The sequence below is a fragment of the Thioalkalivibrio sp. ALMg11 genome, from assembly GCF_000377905.1.
Lineage (GTDB): Bacteria > Pseudomonadota > Gammaproteobacteria > Ectothiorhodospirales > Ectothiorhodospiraceae > Thioalkalivibrio.
On sequence record NZ_KB898871.1, the window covers coordinates 277,725 to 296,553 of the forward strand.

The window sequence follows — 18,829 nt, forward strand, 5'->3', positions numbered from 1 at the left end:
TGGGCCCCCCAATGTCCGACAGCGATCTGCGCAAGACCATTATCGAGCTCGAGCGCTCGCTGGACCGGGAGCGAGCCCTGCAAGACGCGATCCGTCGGGTGGCCCTCAGGGCGCTCGCGGTGGTCTCCGCGAAGGTGCCGGCGCTGGAAGGCGCCGTGCGCGACCTGACCCGCGCCATCGAATCCGACCCCGGCGACACCGCCTGGCTGGATCGCCTGAGCGGCCAGCTGGCCGACGCCGTGCGATCCAGCGATCAGCGGGAGGACCTGGCCGACGGTATCCTCGCGGTCGTCCAGCGTGGCCTGCACGGCTTCGAATTCCTCGACCCCGAGCTGGAGGCCCTCACCCGGGCCGCCGATCGCCGCGACAAGGCAGAGATCGAGCGCACCCTCGCACGCCTGTTCTCGGTGATGCACGACAAGTGCGAGCAGGCGATGACCGAGCGCGAGGAACTCACCGAGGTGGTCGGCGAGATCTGGCACCGTCTGGGAGACGTGGATACCGCCCTGTCCGAAGACGAGGCGCGCGGCCAGCGCGCCCGCGAATCGGTCTCCGATCTGCACGCGGGGATCTCCGGGGACGTCGAACACATCAAGGGCCGGGTGGTCGACGTCGAGGACCTCGCCACACTGCGCACCGAGGTGACCCGCGGTCTCGACCGCATGGTGGAGCGCGTCACCACGTTTCGGGACGAGCAGGAAGACGAACTGCAGGTGGCGCTGGAGCGTAACCGCGTCCTGCGCTCCAAGGGCCGCAGCCTGGAGGGTCAGGTGCAAGCGCTACGCGACCGTCTGGAGCAGGCCCGCGCCGAAGCCACTCGCGACAGCCTGACCGGACTGCCCAATCGAATGGCCTTCGAACAGCGGCTGGAACAGCTCCCCGCGGAACTCGAGAAATCCGGTGGGGCCTCACTGCTGGTCTGGGACATCGACCACTTCAAGACCATCAATGACGAGTACGGCCACACCGCCGGCGACAAGGTCCTGCGAGCGGTCGCGGAGATCCTGGCCGAGGGCGTCCGGGAGCCGGATTTCGTCGCGCGCTATGGCGGGGAGGAATTCGTGATGATCATCCATCGCGAACCCAACGCCGCATACAGCCAGGCCAATACCATCCGCGACGCCGTGGACCGCCTGATCGTGCGCTCCGGCAAGACGCGCCTGAAGGTCACCATCTCCGCCGGGCTGGCCGAAATCGACCCCGCCGCCGCCCCGGAGGCGATATTCGACGCCGCCGACCACGCGCTGCTGCAGGCGAAAAAGCGAGGCCGTGACCGCATCGAGCGGGCCGGCGACTGATCCACTGCCGAGGGAACCCATGAACGGCACGCCCCAACCCCACCTGATCTTCGGCGAAGTCCTGTTCGATTGCTTCCCCGACGGCACACGCGTCCTTGGCGGCGCACCCTTCAACGTCGCCTGGAATCTACGCCAGCTAGGCGAGGCCGCCTGTTTCGTGGGTGGCGTGGGGAACGACGCGGACGGCCGCAGCATCCGCGAACGCATGGACCGCATCGGGATGGACACCCGCGGGCTGTACCAACATCCCGCGGCCCCCACCGGGCAGGTCCGCATCGCCCTGAAAGACGGCGAACCGACCTACACCATCGTCCCCGACCAGGCCTATGACGCCGTACCGGCGGAATGGGCGGACCAGCTGCCGGACACCGCCGGCCTCCTCTATCACGGCACGCTCGCCCTGCGCGCCGACAACCGCGAGCTACTGGAACGGCTGCAGGCCCGCGCACAACATCGTTTCGTCGACGTGAACCTGCGCGCACCGTGGTACCAGCCAGACGACGTCCTCGCGCTGATGCGCGGCGCCGACGTGGTCAAGCTGAACACCGACGAGGCGGCCACGCTGGCCCCGGACGTTGCCGCACCGGAGCGCCCGGCGGCGCTCCTGGAGCGCGCCGCGATCCGCTCCGCCCTGATCATCACCCACGGCGCCGACGGCGCTGCCATCCACACCACCGATGGCCAGCACTGGCAGGCCCCGGCCCCAACCGTCGACGGCTTCCGTGATGCCGTGGGCGCCGGCGACGCCTTCGCCAGCGTCGCCATCATCGGCCTACAAAACGACTGGCCCTGGACGACGACCCTGGACCGCGCCCTCCAGTTCGCCGCCGCCGTCTGCACCCTGCAGGGAGCCACCAGCGAAGATCCCGACTTCTACCACCGCGCCCGCACCACCTGGAGCTAATCGCTCCCTCGCACAAACAATGCCCCGCGCACAAAAACCCGGCGGCAATCTGACTCCAGAAAGGGGCTCAGCCCATCCTCGCGACAATGGGCAGCGATGAGAGCCAAGCCGAGCATGTACCGCTTGGGGGCACTACAACGCCGCGACTAACCCAATGGGACGCTGATCGATTTGCAGCTCGCCCATACAACGCGGTGACAGATCATTAACCGTGCCCGGTCAGTGCGCAGACCGACTCAAACATGGACGTCTACATCATGCGATGCCGCCCTATCGCCTAGGGAGACGCTGATTGAATCGCGCGCTCGCGCTCGAGTCGCTTTTGCGTGCGAACAAGGCGCGGTGACTGCCGTGCAGTCATTCTGCACAAGGGAGCCGCAACGCCGTGCGCGCGCAAAAGCGGCCGAGCCCGCTCTTTCAATCACTTGTCGGGTTGGTGCCCCCTGTTCCCCGATCCTTCGTTGCGCCGCTTGCGGGTAGAACCACTACCCGCTGCACGACGCGCCTTGTCTCGGAAAACAGGGGGCACCAACGCGAGCGCGCGATTCAATCAGCGTCTCCCTAGCGCTCCCCCAGGCTCTCGTTGGCGGCGCGCAGCAACGGCGCGAGGAAGTACTCGATGATCCGGCGGTAGCCAATCTTGATCTCGACCGTTGCCATCATGCCCGGCGCGATGCGCACCGCCTCGCCGTGGACATCCACGGTGTCCTGCTCCAGGCGGACACGCACCACGAAGACAAGTCCCTGTTGTTCATCCTGCACCGCATCCTGCGAGACGTCCGTCACCACACCATCGATGGTTCCGTACTTGGTATAAGGGAACGTCTGCAGCTTGACCTCGGCCTCCTGGCCAGCCCGGACAAAGCCGATGTCCTTGTTGGGCAGGGTGGCCTCGACCTCCACTGCGCCATCCTCGGGGACCACGACCATTAACGGACGGGCCGGCTCCACGACACCGCCCACCGTGTGCACGGCCAGTTGCTCGACCGTGCCATCCACCGGGGCCCGCAGGCGGGTCAGCTCGTCCAGACGGCGCGCCTTGATCAGCTCCTGGCGCAGCGACTCGGCGTCCGCGCGCGCCCGGTGCAGGGTGTCCAGCGCCTCGCGACGACTCTCCGCGCGCAAGGCCTCACGTTGCTCCCGGACTTCGTGCAGCGCGGCTTCCGCCTCGGCCAGGCGCGCGCGCTGAGCGGTCAGTTGGTGCGTCGTCTCGATGTAGTTCTGTTCCAGCTCCAGTTGCTCGTGCGCCGCAGCCAACCCCTGGTCGGATAACTGGCGAAAATCCTCGCTGCGACGGCGGATGATGGGCAGGGTACTTTCCAGGCTAATCACCATCGCCCGGGTCGCCTCCAGCTCCTGCTGACGACGGGCCGTTTCCGCCTGGAGTTGCTGGATCCGTGCACGGTAGTGGTGGACATGCCCGACCAGCACGCGCTCCTCGAGCCGCCTTGCATCTTCCGGGACCGGGTAGCCGGTGTTGAGAAGCGGGATTCCTTCCTCCGCCTCCAGGACTTCGAGAAAGGCCTCCGACCGCGCGGCGGTGAGTCGCGCGGAACGATACTCAATTCCCAGGCGCTCCAGATCGGCCCCGGGCAGGGTCGGATCCAGCTCGACCAGGATCTCTCCCGCCTTCACGCGCTGACCGTCGCGCACATGGATGGCATGCACGCTGGCCGTCTCGGTAGCCTGGATCGTCTGGGTGCGCCCGTCCGGTACCACCCGGCCCTCGGCAACCGCCACGATGTCCATGCGCCCCAACGTCGCCCAGATCAGCGCGAGCACCGCCAGCAACAGGATGGCGCCGACGATCACCCGGGGCAGTGGATGCACAGGGGTCTCCTGGAGGGACAGGGCCGCGGGCATGAACTCGTGCTCATGTGGCTGGCGCCGCGGCGGATCCATTTCCCGCCGCCGCGCCCAGGCACGGGCGAATACCCGTCGATAGCGTCCTCCCAGGTCACCCCAGGCCTTGCGCAGAATGCCCATGCCGTCCCTCACTCCCGCTGCATGCGCAGCAGACCCGCATAAAAGCCTTCCTCGCGCCCCGCCAGTTCGTCATGGCTCCCGGACTCGATGATCTGGCCGTGTTCCATGGCGATGATGCGATCGCTGCGGCGTACTGCGCTCAGGCGGTGGGCAATGATGATGACCGTGCGCCCGCGCGCAATGTGCTGCATGTTCTGCTGGATGATCCGCTCCGACTCGTAGTCCAGCGCGCTCGTGGCCTCGTCGAAGATCAGGATGCGAGGGTCGTTCATCAGCGCCCGGGCAATCGCGATGCGCTGGCGCTGCCCGCCGGAGAGGCTGGAGCCGTGCTCACCCACGGTCGTGTCGTATCCCTCGGGCGTTTCCAGGATGAAGTCATGCGCGCCTGCCTGGCGGGCGGCGGTCATCACCTGCTCCAGCGATGCGCCCGGACTAGCCAGGGCGATGTTCTCGCGGATCGAGCGATTGAAGAGCATGTTCTCCTGTTGCACCAGCCCGATCTGGCGGCGCAACGAGCTGATCTCGGCCACTGCCAGGTCGGTCCCGTCCACCAGCACGCGCCCGCGCTCGGGGACGTACATCCGCGCCATCAACTTGGCCAATGTGCTCTTGCCCGAGCCGGAGCGGCCCACCACGCCCAGGACCTGGCCGGGCGGGATCTCCAGGCTGAGCCCGCGCAGCACCTCGGGGCCGTCGGGCCGGTAGCGGAAATGCACCTGATCGAACTCGATCCGTCCCTCCAGACGCGGCAGGTTGCTGCGGTTGGCGAACGAGGACTCGGTCGGCGCGTTGAGGATGTCGCCAAGACGCTGCATGGAGATCCCCACCTGCTGGAAGTCGGTCCACATATTGGCCAGCCGCATGATGGGTTGCGCCACGCGGGCCGCCAGCATGTTGAAGGCGATCAGCTGGCCGACGGTCAGGTCCCCCTCGATGACCAGCCGGGCCCCGAGCCACAGCGTACCCACCGTGACCAGCTTGCCCACCAGCGAGATCAACTCGCGGGCGATGGTCGACAGACGTGTGGTGTGCAGCCCGGCCGAGACATAGCCCGCCAGCTGCTCATCCCATTTCTTGGTCGTCTGCGGCTCCACCGCCATGGTCTTGAGGGTGTCGATGCCGTTGATGCTCTCGACCAGGAAGGCCTGGTTCTCGGCACCGCGGTTGAACTTCTCGTGCAGGCGCGCCCGCAGCGGTGGCGTGATGAGCACCGAGATCAGCACGTACAGCGGGAGCGAGGCGATCACAATTAGCGTCAGCCAGCCGCTATAGAGCAGCATCACGGCGATGAAGACGACCGAAAACAACAGGTCCAGCACCAGCGTCAGCGCATTGCCGGTCAGGAACTCGCGGATGTTCTCGAGCTCGCGCACGCGCGCCACCGAGTCGCCGACCCGGCGCGACTCGAAATAGCCCATGGGCAGGTGGATCAGGTGGCGAAACAGGCTCGCCCCGAGCTCGACATCGATGCGGCTGGCGGTGTGCGCCAGGATATAACTGCGCAGCCCGGACAGCACCACCTCGAAGACCATCACCGCCAGCAGACCGATCGCCAGCACATCCAGCGTGGTCAGGCTGCGATGGACCAGAACCTTGTCCATCACCACCTGGAAGAACAGCGGCGTGACCAGGGCAAAGATCTGGAGGAAAAACGAGGCAAGCATCACCTCGCCCAGCAGCTTGCGATGCTTGACCAGCGCCGGGACGAACCAGGTGAAATCGAACTTGCCCAGTTCCGCCCTGAGCGAGGCACGGGAGGTGAGCAGGACCAGCTCGCCGGACCACAGCTCCTCTAGCGCCTCCCAGGACATCCGCTCCGCCTGGCCACGGCCAGGGTGCTGCACCAGCACGCCCTGCTCTCCGACGCGCGCCAGCACGAAGAAGCGCCCGTCGGTAGCCTGCGCGATCGCGGGCAAGGGCGTGTGCTCGAGCCGCGCCAGTTTCGTCCGGACGCGTTTGGCCTTGAGCCCCAAATGCCGCGCACCGTGCAGGATGCGATCGAAATCGAATGGCTGACCATCCGGCGCGAACTCGTGGCGCAACTGCGCCGGGTTGGCCGGCACGCCGTGATACTGCGCCAGCATCGCCAGCGCGGTCAGTCCCGTGTCGATAGCCCCGGTCTCGTCATTCGAGTCCGGGGTGGCCTTCCCTGGCGAATCCATGCTGCCTCGCTTGGTCCGTCACCGGCGTCCTTGCCGGGGACATGCAAAAACTGGCGGCCCGGTTGACCGGGCCGCCGGAGTTGAACTGGAAAAGCGGGGCGGCCGCGAAGGACCGACCCCGCGGGTGGCTACCGGATCACTGCCACGCGGATGCGACCACGGGCTGGAGCTGCTCCCGGTACGCCTCGGGGATACGGGTCTCGTCCGCACTCGGCGGGTCGAACGCGGCCATGGCCTGGACCAGTTGGTTGACCTCGGATGCCGCAAGGATCTCGCCGCTCGAGAGCTTTACCCGGTCCAGGGTTTCGCCGTGCCGACCAAACCAGTCATCGACCGTGATGCGGTCGTCGGTACCGATGACCCCGATCTCCAGGTCACGGCGGTCCTGGCGGAACCAGAGCTGGTCCGCCGCGATATCCTCGCCCAGGAGCAGGGTGTCCTCCCCCGGGTCGCGGGCGCGCTCGACGGTCCGGTCGTGCCCGTCTCCGCGCTCGAAGTAGTAGGTATCGCTACCCGCGCCCCCTTGCAGGACGTTGCTGCCGCGACCGCCGTGGATGAAGTTGTCGCCGCCTTCGCCACGCAGGACGTTATCGCCGTCGTTGCCGATCAGGGTGTTGTCGAGCTCGTTGCCCCGGCCCCAATAGTCGCCGTCCCCGGTCAGGGTGAGGTTCTCCACGTGATCGGGCAGCCGGAAGTGGGTCTCCGCCTTCACGGTGTCCGTGCCGCCACCTTCCTGGGCGATCACCTTCGTGCCCGGGTTGCTGACCACATAGGTGTTGTCCCCGTCACCCCCGTACAGGAAGTTCGCGGAGCGGCCGCCCCCGATCAGCACGTTGTCGCCACTCACGCCGTAGAGATGATTGGGGCGCTCCGTGCCGATGATCACGTTGTCCTCGTCGTTGCCGCGGCCCACCCGGGCATCGCCCACCAGCGTCAGGTTCTCCACGTTGTCCGGCAGGGTGTAGTCGAAGGGGCTGATCACCGTGTCGTTGCCCTGGTTCGGCTTTTCGATGACCACGTCCTCCTCGCTGTTGAGGATGTAGGTGTTGTCGCCCCAGCCGCCGGCCATCACGTTCGCGCCGGCCACGCCGTTGAGCACGTTGTCTCCGTTGTTGCCCTCGATGTAGTTATCCAGCTCGTTGCCGGTCCCGTCGATATCGGCCCAACCGGTGAGAATCAGGTCCTCCACATTGTCGGGAAGGGCGTACGTCACCGAGGACCGGATGGTGTCGTGGCCCTCGCCGGACTGCTCGATCACCACGTCGTCCTCGCTGTTGACGATGTAGATGTCGTCGCCGGCGCCGCCGATCATGATGTTGGTACCGGCGCGGCCGTCGATGTAGTTGTCGCCCTCCACCCCGTTCAGCACGTTGTCGCCGGTGTTGCCGCTGATCACGTTGTCCAGCGTGTTGCCCGTGCCATCGAGATCCGCGCCGCCCATCAAGGTCAGGTTGTTCACGTTCTCCGGCAGGATGTAGTCGATGTAGGACTTGACGGTGTCATTGCCCTCGCCGGGGCGCTCGACCACCACGTCGTCGGCGCTGCGCACCACGTAGGTGTCGTCGCCGACACCTCCCATCATGATGTTCGCGCCCGCTCGGCCGTCGATGTAGTTGTCGCCCGCCACGCCGTTCAGCACGTTGTCGCCAGTGTTGCCGATGATCCGGTTGTTCAGCTCGTTACCCGTGCCATCGAGGTCCTCGCTGCCCAGCAGCCGCAGGTTCTCCACGTTCTCGGGCAGGACGTAATCGATGTGAGACTCGACGGTGTCGTTACCCTCGCCCGGCTGCTCAATCACCACGTCGTCGGTGCTGTGCACCACGTAGGTGTTGTTGCCACGGCCACCGATCATGGTGTTCGCACCCGCGACCCCGTCCAGCCGGTTGCTACCCGAGTTGCCAATCAGGACGTTATCCAACTCGTTGCCGGTGGCGTTGATCCCGCTGCGACCCAGCAGCGTCAGGTTGTGGAGGTTATCGGACAGGGTGAACGACACATGCGACTGCACGGTGTTGGTGCCGTCGCTCGCTTCCGCGATGACCTGGTCGTCCCGATGCCGGACCACGAACAGGTTGTCACCCTCGCCCCCCACCAGGATGTCCGCATCCCGGCCGCCATGCAGCCAGTTGTCGCCGGCGCCGCCGGTCAGGGTGTTCTCGCCTTCATTGCCGACCAGGATGGCGTTCTCCGCCCCGGCGGTCAGCTCGTCGCCCTGTGTCGAGCCGAGCTGTAGCGCGGACAGGTCGAAGCTATGGCCGTCCGCGAAGCGCAGGGTGTTGATGCGGTGGCGCTCCGTATCCGCGCTGCCAAACCAGTTGTCGATGGTGATGCTGTCACGCCCGTTGCTGTGCGCCAGCACTAGCGAACTGCCCTCGGCGCGAATGTCGAGGTCGCCCGCGCGGATTTCCGGACCCAGCTCGAGCACGCTGTGCCCGTTGTCGCCGTGCATCTCGACGAGGGTGTTGTGGCCCTGGCCGACATCGAAGCGGTAGGTGTTGTTGCCGGCACCGCCGTACAGGATGTCGTTGCCCGAACCTGCCTGCAGGACGTCATCGCCATCACCGCCTAGCAGCCAGTCGCCGCCGGAGCCAGCCGTGAGCTGCGCACCGTCGTTCCCGGCGAACACGATCTCCGGGGCCACCGTGCCTTCACCGTCGGCGCGCACCCCGTCCCAGCCGAAGTCGGCCAGGGCGGCCAGCACCGCCGGATCGTCCCCGGCCTGCGCGAGCATGTTGCGCAGCTGGCCGTGGGCGTCGAAGCCCATGGGTGCGAGTTGTTCGCCGGCCACGCGCTCAAACTCCAGCAGATCGGCCACACCCCGGGCAGGGTCGGCATCGAACTGCTGGTTTAGGGCCTCCGTGGTGCCGGCGAAGTCGATGCGGATACCGTCTTCATCGAAGACCAGATCCATTCCCTCGAGATAGGGCGCCAGATGCGTCTGGCGCATCATCTGCCCGTACATGGTCGTCTTGAGGATATCGAAGCCGGCGCGCAGCTCGCCCGAGGCCATGATCCTGGGATCCGGACTGCCACGCTGGCGAAACTCCTGACCCAGGAAGGCCTCCAGCGTGGCGACCTTGCGGCCGTCGATGTGGCGTCCCCGGCTCTCCGGGTCCACGTCGCTGACGCCAGCCCATTCGTACAGCAGCGTCTCCATGCGCGCCTCGCGGGCCTTGACGTCGGTCTCGGCCATGAAGGCGTCGACATGCTCGCGCAGTTGCCCGCTGTCATCCCGCACCAACGCCTGGTGCAGGTCGTGCACCTCGCCATAGCCCATCAGGTCCGGCAGCCCAGCGATGGCTTCCGGCACCTCCAGCCGCTCACGCGCCTCGGTGTGCGCCGTGTCCTGGATGAACCAGACATCCGTGGCCTCGCCCTCGCGGCCGTCGGCCCACTCGAACCGGCCCATCTGGCGGTGCTCGTTGCCATGCTCGTCCACATAGGTGGAGTCCGAATAGCCGAGATCGATGGAGCCGATACCGACTTCGTCCAGCGTCAGCAGCTCGCCCTGGTCGACCACGCCATTGCCATTGGCGTCCTGCCACAGCCGCAGGTCACCCCAGACCTCGTCACCGGGATCGATGCGGCCGTTGCCGTTGCTGTCGTGGATCGCCAGCGCCTCGAAGCCGTTCATGGCGGTCACGCCATCCGCCACCTCGGTGGCATTGCCGAACAGCTCGCTCCCGTCCTCGATCGCCTCGTTGCCAGTCTGATCCATCGCCAGCAACGCGTCCTCCGGACCCACCCAACCCGTGGCCTGCGCAAACCCGTCCCCGTTGTGATCGAACTGCACCCCGGCATCCAGACCGACCGTGGAGATCCCGTTGCCATCCAGATCCAGGATGATCGGAGAAGCATGCGACTGGCCTCGGTTGAAGAAATCGCGGATGTCGCCAATGAAGTCACCAACCCAAAAGTCCCAGGCGGATTGCAGAACACCCGCAGGCCCGCCGAGTTCCTCCAGAACGTCTGTAGCAGTCTCTCGTACTTTGTTATATAGATCCCCGCCGTATTCGTTTGCGAGCCAGGTGCCGAGCGCGGCTCCACCTGCGGCGGCGAGTACAGGTGCGAGCCCCGGGGCAAGGAATGCACCAGCTGCTACTGCTCCGACCTTCGCAAAGCCCACCCCAAGCAAGACACTACTCGTGTTCGCCGAAGCTTCGTGCCAATCGCCGCGCGCGACGTCCGTAACGATTTTTGTCGCATCAACGACATTACCAATCGGCCCCAATACGCTGCTAACACGAGCACCAATGGAATGGTGAGTACTCTGTATCCAATAGGCGTCTGCGGTGGACGCTCTACGGTCTGCCCACCCCTGGGCTTCCTCCGCAGCGGCTCGCCACACCGAAGCTCGCTGAGAATCCCCCATTGCCTCCGCATGTTGGGCCGTTACCCGAGCTTGCTCCGAAATTCTCCTGTACTCCACTTCATAATAGGTTGCCAGCCGCTCGACACGGGCGGCTTCGCTCAGCGCCGGGTCGGATATCTCCTCAAGAAAGGTCGAGAAACCAGTCAGCGTTTCGGACTGAATCGACCGAATATGATCATCAACATCAGAAAATATACTACGGCTATATTCATTATTGTCCTCCATGACAAACACTCCTTTTGCACAAACAACTTACTCAAAATACACCCCGGACAACACCGAAACCCTGACCGAAAACCTCTAGCACCGCACGAAACAGACACCGCCAAACATTATCTAAAACAACCGCCTCATCGACCCAACAATAAGGTCCCTGGTGGCAATATAGAAAAAAATAAAACAAATGGAGGCTGCAAATGTAAGCCACGAACTGTGGACCGAAAACCAGAATCTCGAGGCATAGGCGCTATCCGAAATCCGACCGAACATACCCCCCAGGTCAGGTGAAGCTGGGTATGCAACGAAAACGAGTGCAAAACCCACCGAACCAAAGAAAAGGAGAGCCATCAGAGCCCTGAGGAGGTTTTTTTTACTGGCAACCTCTTTCAATTTAATTTTCAGAGACACAACTCCCCATACCACTAGAACCGGAATCAGAACAATCTGCAGAGAATAGGTCAACTGAGCGACCTCTGGAAACGCTGACCATTGGCCGAATCGCTCCACGCCAGACACCACCCCTCCAAGATTATCAACCAAACGCCGAAGGAACGGAACCGCGGACAAAACACTTTGAGGAATAGTGTATACAAACAGAAGTGTCAAGCCGAGGTAAAGCCCAAGCACGAGAGCAATCTCATTATTTTTACGGCGCTTGAATGCTGCGCATGTCAGTTCTTTGTTCAGCTTCGGACCGGGGCATTCAGTATTATCTTTAACCATAACGAAGCCTTCCTTAAAAAATCGGTTTTGCAGATCACAATGCAACTTTTGCCGATCAATCAACCCTGAAGTAAGTCGCTTCTATGCCGACGCACCCACATGGTTAATGTCACCTGATCGGGCTGCGGCGCGCGAACAAAAAACAACGCCAGTCGGCCCAGCTCCAATAGCACCGAGCGATACCCAGGACCCCGTAGGACCGAACATGCGTATAAGGATCGAGACAGGTTCGGGGGTCAGCGCCACGAAAGCGGCCCGCACAATGGAAGTCGACTCGCACCGTGACGAGGTCATGGTTTCCCCCTGTCCATAAGTGTTGGTTTTAGCGGCTCCCGTCCGAAGGGGGCGCTGTCAAGGTTGCCGTCAAATGTCGGCACGTTGTTCCCGGGACCCACGCACACTTGGCGCGAGACACACCCGCCGTTAAGGCCTCGGGGATGGCGGTCATTCGGGAAGATCGAGGGTCTGACCGTCGGCGAGGCGCACAGCGTGCAGGCGGTGGCGCTCGGGGTTGATGGAGCCAAACCAGTTCTGGACGCGGATACTGTCCTCGCCGTTGCGGTGGGCGAGTACCAGTTCGTGGTCCTCGACGCGGATTTCCAGATCTTCGGACCGGATGTCCGGAGCCAGTTCGAGCACACTCCGACCACGGTCTCCGTGCATCTCGACCAGGGTGTTGTGGCCTGCCCCGAGGGCAAAGCGGTAGGTATTGTCACCAGCGCCGCCATACAACAGATCGTCACCGGGCCCGGGGTTCAGGGTGTTGTCGCCATCTCCACCGAGCAGCCAGTCGCCGTTGACACCGGCCTTCAGCGTCGCGTCATCCTTATGCGCCATCACAATCTCGCGGGCCACCGTGCCCTGGCCATCCATGCGCAGCCCGTCCCAGCCCAGAGCCAACAGCGCCACCTGTACATTCTGGTCGCCTCCAGCCTCGAGCAGCCTGTCACGCATCAGGCGGTAGGGATCAAAACCCATCGCCCGCAGGCGCTCGCCGCCAGCCCGCTCGAATTCGAACAGGTCGGTCAGCCCCCTAGCCGGGTCACGCTCGAAGCTTTCCTGCAGGGCGCTCGTGGTGTCGGAGAAATCGAAGCCGGCACCGGATGCGTTCAGGGCAAAGGTGATCCCATCGAAGTAGGGCGCCAGGTGCGTCTGCCGCATCAGCTGGCCATACATCCCGTTCTTCAGGATGGCGAAGGCCTTGTGCAGTTCCGCCGCCCCACCTGGGCGGGGGTTCGGGCTCCCCTGCTGGCGAAACTCCTCTGCCAGAAACGCCTCCAGTGTCGCGAGCTTGCGGCCATCGATGTGCGGCCCGCGCCCTTGCGGGTCGACCTCGCCAACACCGGCCCACTCGAACAGCAGGGCATCCATGTGCGCCTCGCGCGCCTTCACGTCGGTCTCGTCCGTGAAGGCCTCGACCTGTTCACGCAGCCGCCCGCTGTCGTCTCGCGCCAAGGCCTGTCGCAGGTTCGGCACATCCCCATAGCCCTTCAGATCGATCGCGGGGAGGGATTCGGGAGAGGCGGGCTCATTCTGGGCTCCCCCTTGCGCCCGGGAGGATGCCTCTGCCTGTCGGCGAGGGTCGTCTGACGTCGGCTCCGGGCGATCGCCCGCGACCCGCCCCATCGAATACAGATGGCCTGCCGTCGCGGAAAAACCCTTCACAAATCCTTGCGCGAAGCCCGTCGAGAACTCGGAGGCGGCCACACTCACACCTTGCCGAGCATCGGGCGATAGCGCGTACCCGCCCGCCAGGCCGGCCAGGACGACCAGTGCGATGATCAGCATCAGCCGCATGCGATCACCCGTCGAGTCAGCCGTGCGGCCACCCCACTTGTCCGGCATTCCGGAGAGAGCCGGGGCGCAATAGGCGTATTGGCCCGGAACACCGGGCAGCGAGTGGCTCGCTCGTGACCCGCCGAAACAGACGGATGCATGCCCCGGGGACGTAAAGCCGGGACAGTTTCGTGCAGCTGTTGCAGAGGGGGCGTCGCGCCAATCCGTGGCGAGGACATGGACAATCCCTTTCCATGAACAAGGTTGCGGACTCTGAATCGGCTCTCAACGTGTGTCAAGGCGCGCCCAATGTCTGTCCGATGGTGTCGGAGTCGGGCCTGCCGCAGGCAGGGAGATGCCACGCCGGCAGGCAGGGCTGGTATCCTCGGAGTCCATTGATGGCCGCCGTTTGGCGGTCCGCTGATTCGGTTCGGGCGGCGCCCGGACTGTGGATTCTGGAGGCCGTATGAGCAGTACCCACCGACCCACCGATATCCAGCTGCATCAGAAGTCGCGCATGCTGGAGTTATCGTATTCGGACGGCGCGCATTTCGAGCTTCCCTGCGAATTCCTGCGCGTGTATTCGCCCTCGGCCGAGGTGCGCGGGCACGGCAAGGGGCAGGAGGTGCTGCAGGTGGGCAAGGAGGACGTGAACATCACCGCCATCGAGCCGGTCGGAAACTATGCGGTGAAGCTGGTGTTCTCCGACGGCCACGATACCGGCATCTATGACTGGGACTACCTGCACGAGCTCGGCACGGAGCAGGAGCGTCTGTGGCAGGATTACCTGGATCGGCTGAAAGAGGCCGGGCACGAGCGCAAGACGCACTGACAACGGCACTTTGATGAAAGAAGAATCCGGCAAGACCCACTTCGGCTACCAGAGCGTCCCCGAGTCCGAGAAGGCCTCGCGGGTCGGCGAGGTGTTCCATTCGGTCGCCTCGCGCTACGACGTGATGAACGACCTGATGTCCATGGGCGTCCATCGCATCTGGAAGCGCTACACCCTGGAGCGCGCGGGCGTGCGCCCCAGCATGAAGATCCTGGACCTGGCCGGCGGCACGGGCGATCTGGCCGGGGCCTTTGCCCCGCGGGTTGGCCCGAAGGGCCAGATCGTGGTCTGCGACATCAACGCCTCGATGCTGGAGGCCGGGCGCGACCGCATGCTGGACGAGGGGCACGTGGGCAACCTGGAGTTTGTGCAGGCGGACGCCGAGCAGCTCCCGTACCCGGATGACCACTTCGACCGCGTGACCATCGCCTTCGGCCTGCGCAACGTAACCCGCAAGGAGCGCGCGCTGGCCGAGATGCGCCGGGTGATCAAGCCGGGCGGGCGCGTGCTGATACTGGAGTTCTCGCAACCGATGGCGCCGTTGCGTCCGATGTACGACATCTACTCCTTCAAGGTGCTGCCACTGATGGGCAAGCTGGTCGCCAACGATGCCGACAGCTATCGCTACCTTGCCGAATCCATCCGCATGCACCCGGATCAGGAGACCCTGGCCGGCATGATGCGCGACGCGGGCCTGGAACGGGTCGAGTACGACAACCTGACCGGCGGCATCGTCGCGCTGCACCGCGGCATCAAGTTGTAACGTATTCATGTCCGAACCCTTCGCCCTGCCCAGCCCGTTCACGGCCCTGATCGAGGCCACCCTGAACGAACACTTGGCCAGCGCCCCGGAGAAAGACCGGGCGCGGCTGGCCGGGCGCGCGATCGCCATCGTGATCGAACCACCGGGCCTGGCCTTGTCGCTGATCGGTGCTGCCGACCGGCTGCAGGTCGTGGGCGGCGTCGAGGAGCCGGTAGATGTGCAGCTGTCGGGCTCGCCGCTGTCACTGGCCGCGGCGATGGTACGCGACGATCGCTCCGGGTTGACCATCACGGGTGATGCCACCGTGCTCTCCGACCTGCAACACGCACTACGTGATGCCGGGATCGACTGGGAAGATCTGTTCGAGCGCTTTGCCGGCGCCGGAGCCGCCGGGCCGCTGCGCCATCTGCTGGATCAGGCGCGCGACAGCCTGCGCCACTTTGGCCGGCGCACCACCGAGGATCTGGCCGATTACGCACGCGACGAGGCCGAGTGGTTGCCCGCGGGCGGCGCGTTCGAGGCCTTTGCCGAGGATGTCGCCGATCTGCGCGACGGCGTGGCGCGCCTGGACGCCCGCCTGCGCCAGCTGGAGGCCAGCCAGGCCTCCAACCCCGACGACCGGCAGGGCTGATGCGCCGCGCACTTTACCGGGGCCTGCGGCTGTGGACCATTGCGCGGGTCCTGGTGCGCTATCGCCTGGACGTCATCCTGTTCACGCTGAAGCCGCTGCGCCCGCTCAGCTTCCTGCTCTATCTCGCTCCCTGGAACTGGTTCCGCCGCACCGAGGGCACCCGCGGCGAGCGCATCCGCAAGGCGCTGGAGGACCTGGGCCCGATCTTCATCAAGTTCGGGCAGATGCTCTCCACCCGGCGCGACCTGCTCCCGGACGACATCGCAATCGAGCTCGCGCGCCTGCAGGATCGGGTGCCGCCGTTCCCCAGTGACAAGGCGCGCGCGGTGATCGAGGCCGAGCTGGAGCGCCCGATCGAGATCGCCTTCGCTGCCTTCGAGGACACGCCGATCGCCTCGGCCTCCATCGCCCAGGTGCATGCGGCCACGCTGCAGGACGGGCGCGAGGTGGTGGTCAAGGTGGTGCGCCCCGGCATCCTCAAGACCATCCGCGCGGATCTCGAGGTGATGCACCTGATCGCGGACCTGGCGGATCGCTACTGGTCCGAGGCCAAGCGCCTGCGCCCGCGCGAGGTCGTGGACGAATACGAAAAGACCGTCACCGACGAGCTGGACCTGATCCGCGAGGGCGCGAATGCCGCCGCGATCCACCGCAATTTCGAGGACAGCCACCTCCTCTACATCCCGGAGATCATCTGGGACTACACCCGCCGCAGCGTGCTGGTGATGGAGCGCATCGGCGGCATCCCGGTGGCCGACATCGCCGCCCTGCGCGAACGCAACGTCGACCTGAAGCTGCTGGCCGAGCGCGGGGTGGAGATCTTCTTCACCCAGGTGTTCCAGCACAACTTCTTCCACGCCGACATGCACCCGGGCAACATCTTCGTCGATGCCACCCACCCGGATGACCCGACCTACCTGGCAGTGGACTTCGGCATCGTCGGCTCGCTGCTGGACTCCGACCAGCGCTATCTGGCCGAGAACTTCCACGCCTTCTTCAACCGCGACTACCGCCGCGTCGCCGAGCTGCACGTGGAATCCGGATGGGTACCCAAGGACACCCGTGTCGACGAGTTCGAGGCCGCAATCCGCACCGTCTGCGAGCCCATCTTCCAGCGCCCGCTGGACGAGATCTCCTTCGGCCAGGTCCTGCTGCGCCTGTTCCAGACCGCGCGACGCTTCAACATGGAGGTCCAGCCTCAGCTCGTGCTGCTGCAGAAGACACTTTTGAACATCGAAGGCCTGGGCCGCCAGCTCTACCCGCAGCTGGACCTGTGGACCACCGCCAAGCCCTTCATCGAGAAGTGGATGCACGAGCGCATGGGCGTGCGTGCGTTCATTCGCAATGCGCAAGAGCACCTGCCGCGCCTGCTGGCCCAGCTACCGGAACTCCCCATGCACCTCGAAAAGGCCCTGACGGTGGAGGAACAGCGCGCGGAGCGGGATGCTGCGCTACGCCAGCAGATCCGCGAGTTGGAAGAGGGCCTGCGCCGCCAGAACCGGCGACGCAATGAGGCCTGGAGCGGCGCGGGGCTGCTCGCCCTCGCGGGACTGGCCACACAGCTGGAGCTCTCCACTTGGCTGGGCCTCCCCTGGCCGGCCTGGCCACTGGGCCTGCTTGGCGCCTCGATGCTGTTGTTCGGCCTGCGCCCGGGCCCTTACCGCCGCCCAGTCGACCGCGCCTGAACACCGCCCTTTCCGCCGCTAGGGCGTAGGAGGCCGGCCCTCTGGCCGCTGGGTTTTGGCTAGCGGCCGATCGCCGAGGGGGCTCGGCCCCTACAGGCTGAATCCGGCGCGGCCGGGCCTGCTCGGGTTCAGACGTCGAGCAGCAGCCGGGCCGGGTCCTCGATGGCGTCCTTGATCGCGACCAGGAACTGCACCGCCTCGGCGCCGTCGACCAGGCGGTGGTCGTAGGACAGGGCCACGTACATCATCGGCCGAATAACGACCTCGCCATCCACCGCGACCGGGCGCTCTTTGATCACGTGCATGCCAAGGATCGCGCTTTGCGGCGGGTTCAGGATGGGGGTCGAAAACAGCGAGCCGAACACCCCTCCATTGGTGATGGTGAAGGTGCCACCGCGCAGTTCGTCGATATCCAGCTTGCCGTCGCGGGCACGCTCGGCGTAGTCGCGGATGCGCCGCTCAATCTCGGCGATGGAGGCGTTGCCGGTATCGCGCAGCACCGGCACCACCAGTCCGCGCGAGGAGGACACTGCAATCCCGATGTCGCTGTAGTGGTGGTAGACGATCTCCTCGCCATCCAGCGCGGCGTTGACCACCGGGAAGCGCTCGAGCGCATGGCTGGCCGCGGCCACGAACAGGCCCATGAAGCCGAGCTTGATGGAATGGCGCTTCTCGAAGGGCTCTTTGTAGCGGCTGCGCAGGGCCATGGCCGCGGACATGTCGATCTCGTTGAAGGTGGTCAGCATCGCGGTGGTCTGCTTCGCCTCCAGCAGCCGTTCCGCGATGCGGGCGCGCAGGCGGGTCATCGGCACGCGCTCGATGCGCTCAGCGCGGTCTCCTGGGTCGGCCGGATGCGCCTGGGGTCGCACAGCCCCGACGGAACCCGATGGCTTCGAAGAAGCAGCGGGCGCCCTGCGATCACTGCGCGCGCGCTCCACGTCGGCACGCTGGATACGCCCGTCGTCGCCGGTACCCTCAACATCCTCGGGCTGCAGCCCGGCTTCCTGAAGCAGACGCCGCACGGCCGGCGTGGGCGGCGGCGGGCTACCGGCCGATCCGTTCCCGGCCCCGGACGGCGCTGGCTCGGGTGATGAGGCAGCGGCAGGTTTCTCTTCCCGATCCCCCGTCGCAGCAGACGCTGGCTCGCCGCCCCCCGTCGGTGCCGATGCCCTGGAAGGCACTGCCTCGTCCTCGGTCTCTTCGTCCGGGTCTTCCGGGACGGCTTCGGCGGGCCCCAGATAACCCAGGATCGCGTCGGCCTTGACCACGTCGCCCTCGTTGACGGAAAGCTCGACCAGGGTGCCCGCACTGGGTGCCGAGACCTCGAGGACCACCTTGTCGGTCTCCAGCTCGGCGATCAGTTCGTCGCGCTTGACTGCGTCACCGGCCTTCTTGTGCAGGGCGATCACGGTCGCGTCGGCGACCGACTCGGGGAGTTCCGGGACCTGGATCGGGGTGCGATCGGATGCCATCTCGCT

The 18,829-nt window shown here is 65.4% G+C and carries 12 protein-coding genes; 6 read left to right on the plus strand and 6 right to left on the minus strand.

The window, feature by feature from the left end:
- The first annotated feature begins 11 nt into the window (after positions 1–11).
- Both D578_RS0101360 and D578_RS0101365 read left to right on the plus strand, forming a co-directional pair.
- The gene (locus D578_RS0101360) at positions 12–1,298 is read left to right on the plus strand and encodes a GGDEF domain-containing protein (protein WP_018948220.1); all 1,287 of its coding nucleotides are present in this window, start codon (positions 12–14) and stop codon (positions 1,296–1,298) included.
- 19 nt (positions 1,299–1,317) lie between these two features.
- Positions 1,318–2,202: a carbohydrate kinase gene (locus D578_RS0101365; RefSeq protein ID WP_018948221.1), complete on the plus strand. Its 885-nt coding sequence runs from the start codon at positions 1,318–1,320 to the stop codon at positions 2,200–2,202.
- A gap of 561 nt (positions 2,203–2,763) precedes the next feature.
- Here D578_RS0101365 and D578_RS0101370 read toward each other — a convergent pair.
- From D578_RS0101370 to D578_RS0101385, 5 genes are all read right to left on the minus strand, one after another.
- The gene (locus tag D578_RS0101370) at positions 2,764–4,188 is read right to left on the minus strand and encodes an HlyD family type I secretion periplasmic adaptor subunit (protein ID WP_018948222.1); all 1,425 of its coding nucleotides are present in this window, start codon (positions 4,186–4,188) and stop codon (positions 2,764–2,766) included.
- A gap of 8 nt (positions 4,189–4,196) precedes the next feature.
- On the minus strand, positions 4,197–6,350 hold the full coding sequence (locus tag D578_RS0101375) for a type I secretion system permease/ATPase (RefSeq protein ID WP_018948223.1): 2,154 nt from the start codon (positions 6,348–6,350) through the stop codon (positions 4,197–4,199).
- Between the two features lie 136 nt (positions 6,351–6,486).
- Entirely contained in the window at positions 6,487–10,284 is a 3,798-nt protein-coding gene (locus tag D578_RS0101380; protein ID WP_026289112.1) for a calcium-binding protein, read from the minus strand.
- 774 nt (positions 10,285–11,058) lie between these two features.
- Positions 11,059–11,664, minus strand: a complete 606-nt coding sequence (locus D578_RS15815; RefSeq protein WP_155996741.1) for a hypothetical protein — start codon at positions 11,662–11,664, stop codon at positions 11,059–11,061.
- Between the two features lie 444 nt (positions 11,665–12,108).
- Complete coding sequence (locus D578_RS0101385) at positions 12,109–13,461, minus strand: calcium-binding protein (protein ID WP_018948225.1); 1,353 nt, start codon at positions 13,459–13,461, stop codon at positions 12,109–12,111.
- A 445-nt stretch (positions 13,462–13,906) separates the two neighbouring features.
- On the opposite strand from D578_RS0101385, the gene D578_RS0101390 reads away from it, so the two are divergent.
- From D578_RS0101390 to ubiB, 4 genes are read left to right on the plus strand one after another with little or no spacing between them, the layout of a single operon-like run.
- On the plus strand, positions 13,907–14,272 hold the full coding sequence (locus D578_RS0101390) for a gamma-butyrobetaine hydroxylase-like domain-containing protein (RefSeq protein WP_018948226.1): 366 nt from the start codon (positions 13,907–13,909) through the stop codon (positions 14,270–14,272).
- Positions 14,273–14,285: 13 nt separating this feature from the next.
- Positions 14,286–15,035, plus strand: coding sequence for a bifunctional demethylmenaquinone methyltransferase/2-methoxy-6-polyprenyl-1,4-benzoquinol methylase UbiE (gene ubiE / locus D578_RS0101395; RefSeq protein WP_018948227.1), 750 nt, complete (start codon positions 14,286–14,288; stop codon positions 15,033–15,035).
- A gap of 7 nt (positions 15,036–15,042) precedes the next feature.
- Positions 15,043–15,666 carry an SCP2 domain-containing protein gene (locus tag D578_RS0101400; RefSeq protein WP_018948228.1) on the plus strand — a complete coding sequence of 208 codons (624 nt, stop codon included), beginning with the start codon at positions 15,043–15,045 and terminating at the stop codon, positions 15,664–15,666.
- The gene (gene ubiB, locus D578_RS0101405; protein ID WP_018948229.1) at positions 15,666–17,351 is read left to right on the plus strand and encodes a ubiquinone biosynthesis regulatory protein kinase UbiB; all 1,686 of its coding nucleotides are present in this window, start codon (positions 15,666–15,668) and stop codon (positions 17,349–17,351) included. The genes D578_RS0101400 and ubiB overlap by 1 nt, the downstream gene beginning before the upstream one ends.
- 128 nt (positions 17,352–17,479) lie before the next feature.
- Here the strand turns inward: ubiB and odhB are convergent, their stop codons facing one another.
- Positions 17,480–18,823 carry a 2-oxoglutarate dehydrogenase complex dihydrolipoyllysine-residue succinyltransferase gene (gene odhB / locus D578_RS0101410; protein ID WP_018948230.1) on the minus strand — a complete coding sequence of 448 codons (1,344 nt, stop codon included), beginning with the start codon at positions 18,821–18,823 and terminating at the stop codon, positions 17,480–17,482.
- Positions 18,824–18,829: the final 6 nt, after the last annotated feature.

Coding starts and splice junctions, on each gene's coding strand:
- D578_RS0101385 (WP_018948225.1), bottom strand. CDS start 13,461: ATGCGGCTGATGCTGATCATCGCACTGGTCGTCCTGGCCGGCCTGGCG.
- D578_RS0101360 (WP_018948220.1), top strand. CDS start 12: ATGTCCGACAGCGATCTGCGCAAGACCATTATCGAGCTCGAGCGCTCG.
- D578_RS0101390 (WP_018948226.1), top strand. CDS start 13,907: ATGAGCAGTACCCACCGACCCACCGATATCCAGCTGCATCAGAAGTCG.
- odhB (WP_018948230.1), bottom strand. CDS start 18,823: ATGGCATCCGATCGCACCCCGATCCAGGTCCCGGAACTCCCCGAGTCG.
- ubiB (WP_018948229.1), top strand. CDS start 15,666: ATGCGCCGCGCACTTTACCGGGGCCTGCGGCTGTGGACCATTGCGCGG.
- ubiE (WP_018948227.1), top strand. CDS start 14,286: ATGAAAGAAGAATCCGGCAAGACCCACTTCGGCTACCAGAGCGTCCCC.
- D578_RS0101400 (WP_018948228.1), top strand. CDS start 15,043: ATGTCCGAACCCTTCGCCCTGCCCAGCCCGTTCACGGCCCTGATCGAG.
- D578_RS0101370 (WP_018948222.1), bottom strand. CDS start 4,188: ATGGGCATTCTGCGCAAGGCCTGGGGTGACCTGGGAGGACGCTATCGA.
- D578_RS0101375 (WP_018948223.1), bottom strand. CDS start 6,350: ATGGATTCGCCAGGGAAGGCCACCCCGGACTCGAATGACGAGACCGGG.
- D578_RS15815 (WP_155996741.1), bottom strand. CDS start 11,664: ATGGTTAAAGATAATACTGAATGCCCCGGTCCGAAGCTGAACAAAGAA.
- D578_RS0101365 (WP_018948221.1), top strand. CDS start 1,318: ATGAACGGCACGCCCCAACCCCACCTGATCTTCGGCGAAGTCCTGTTC.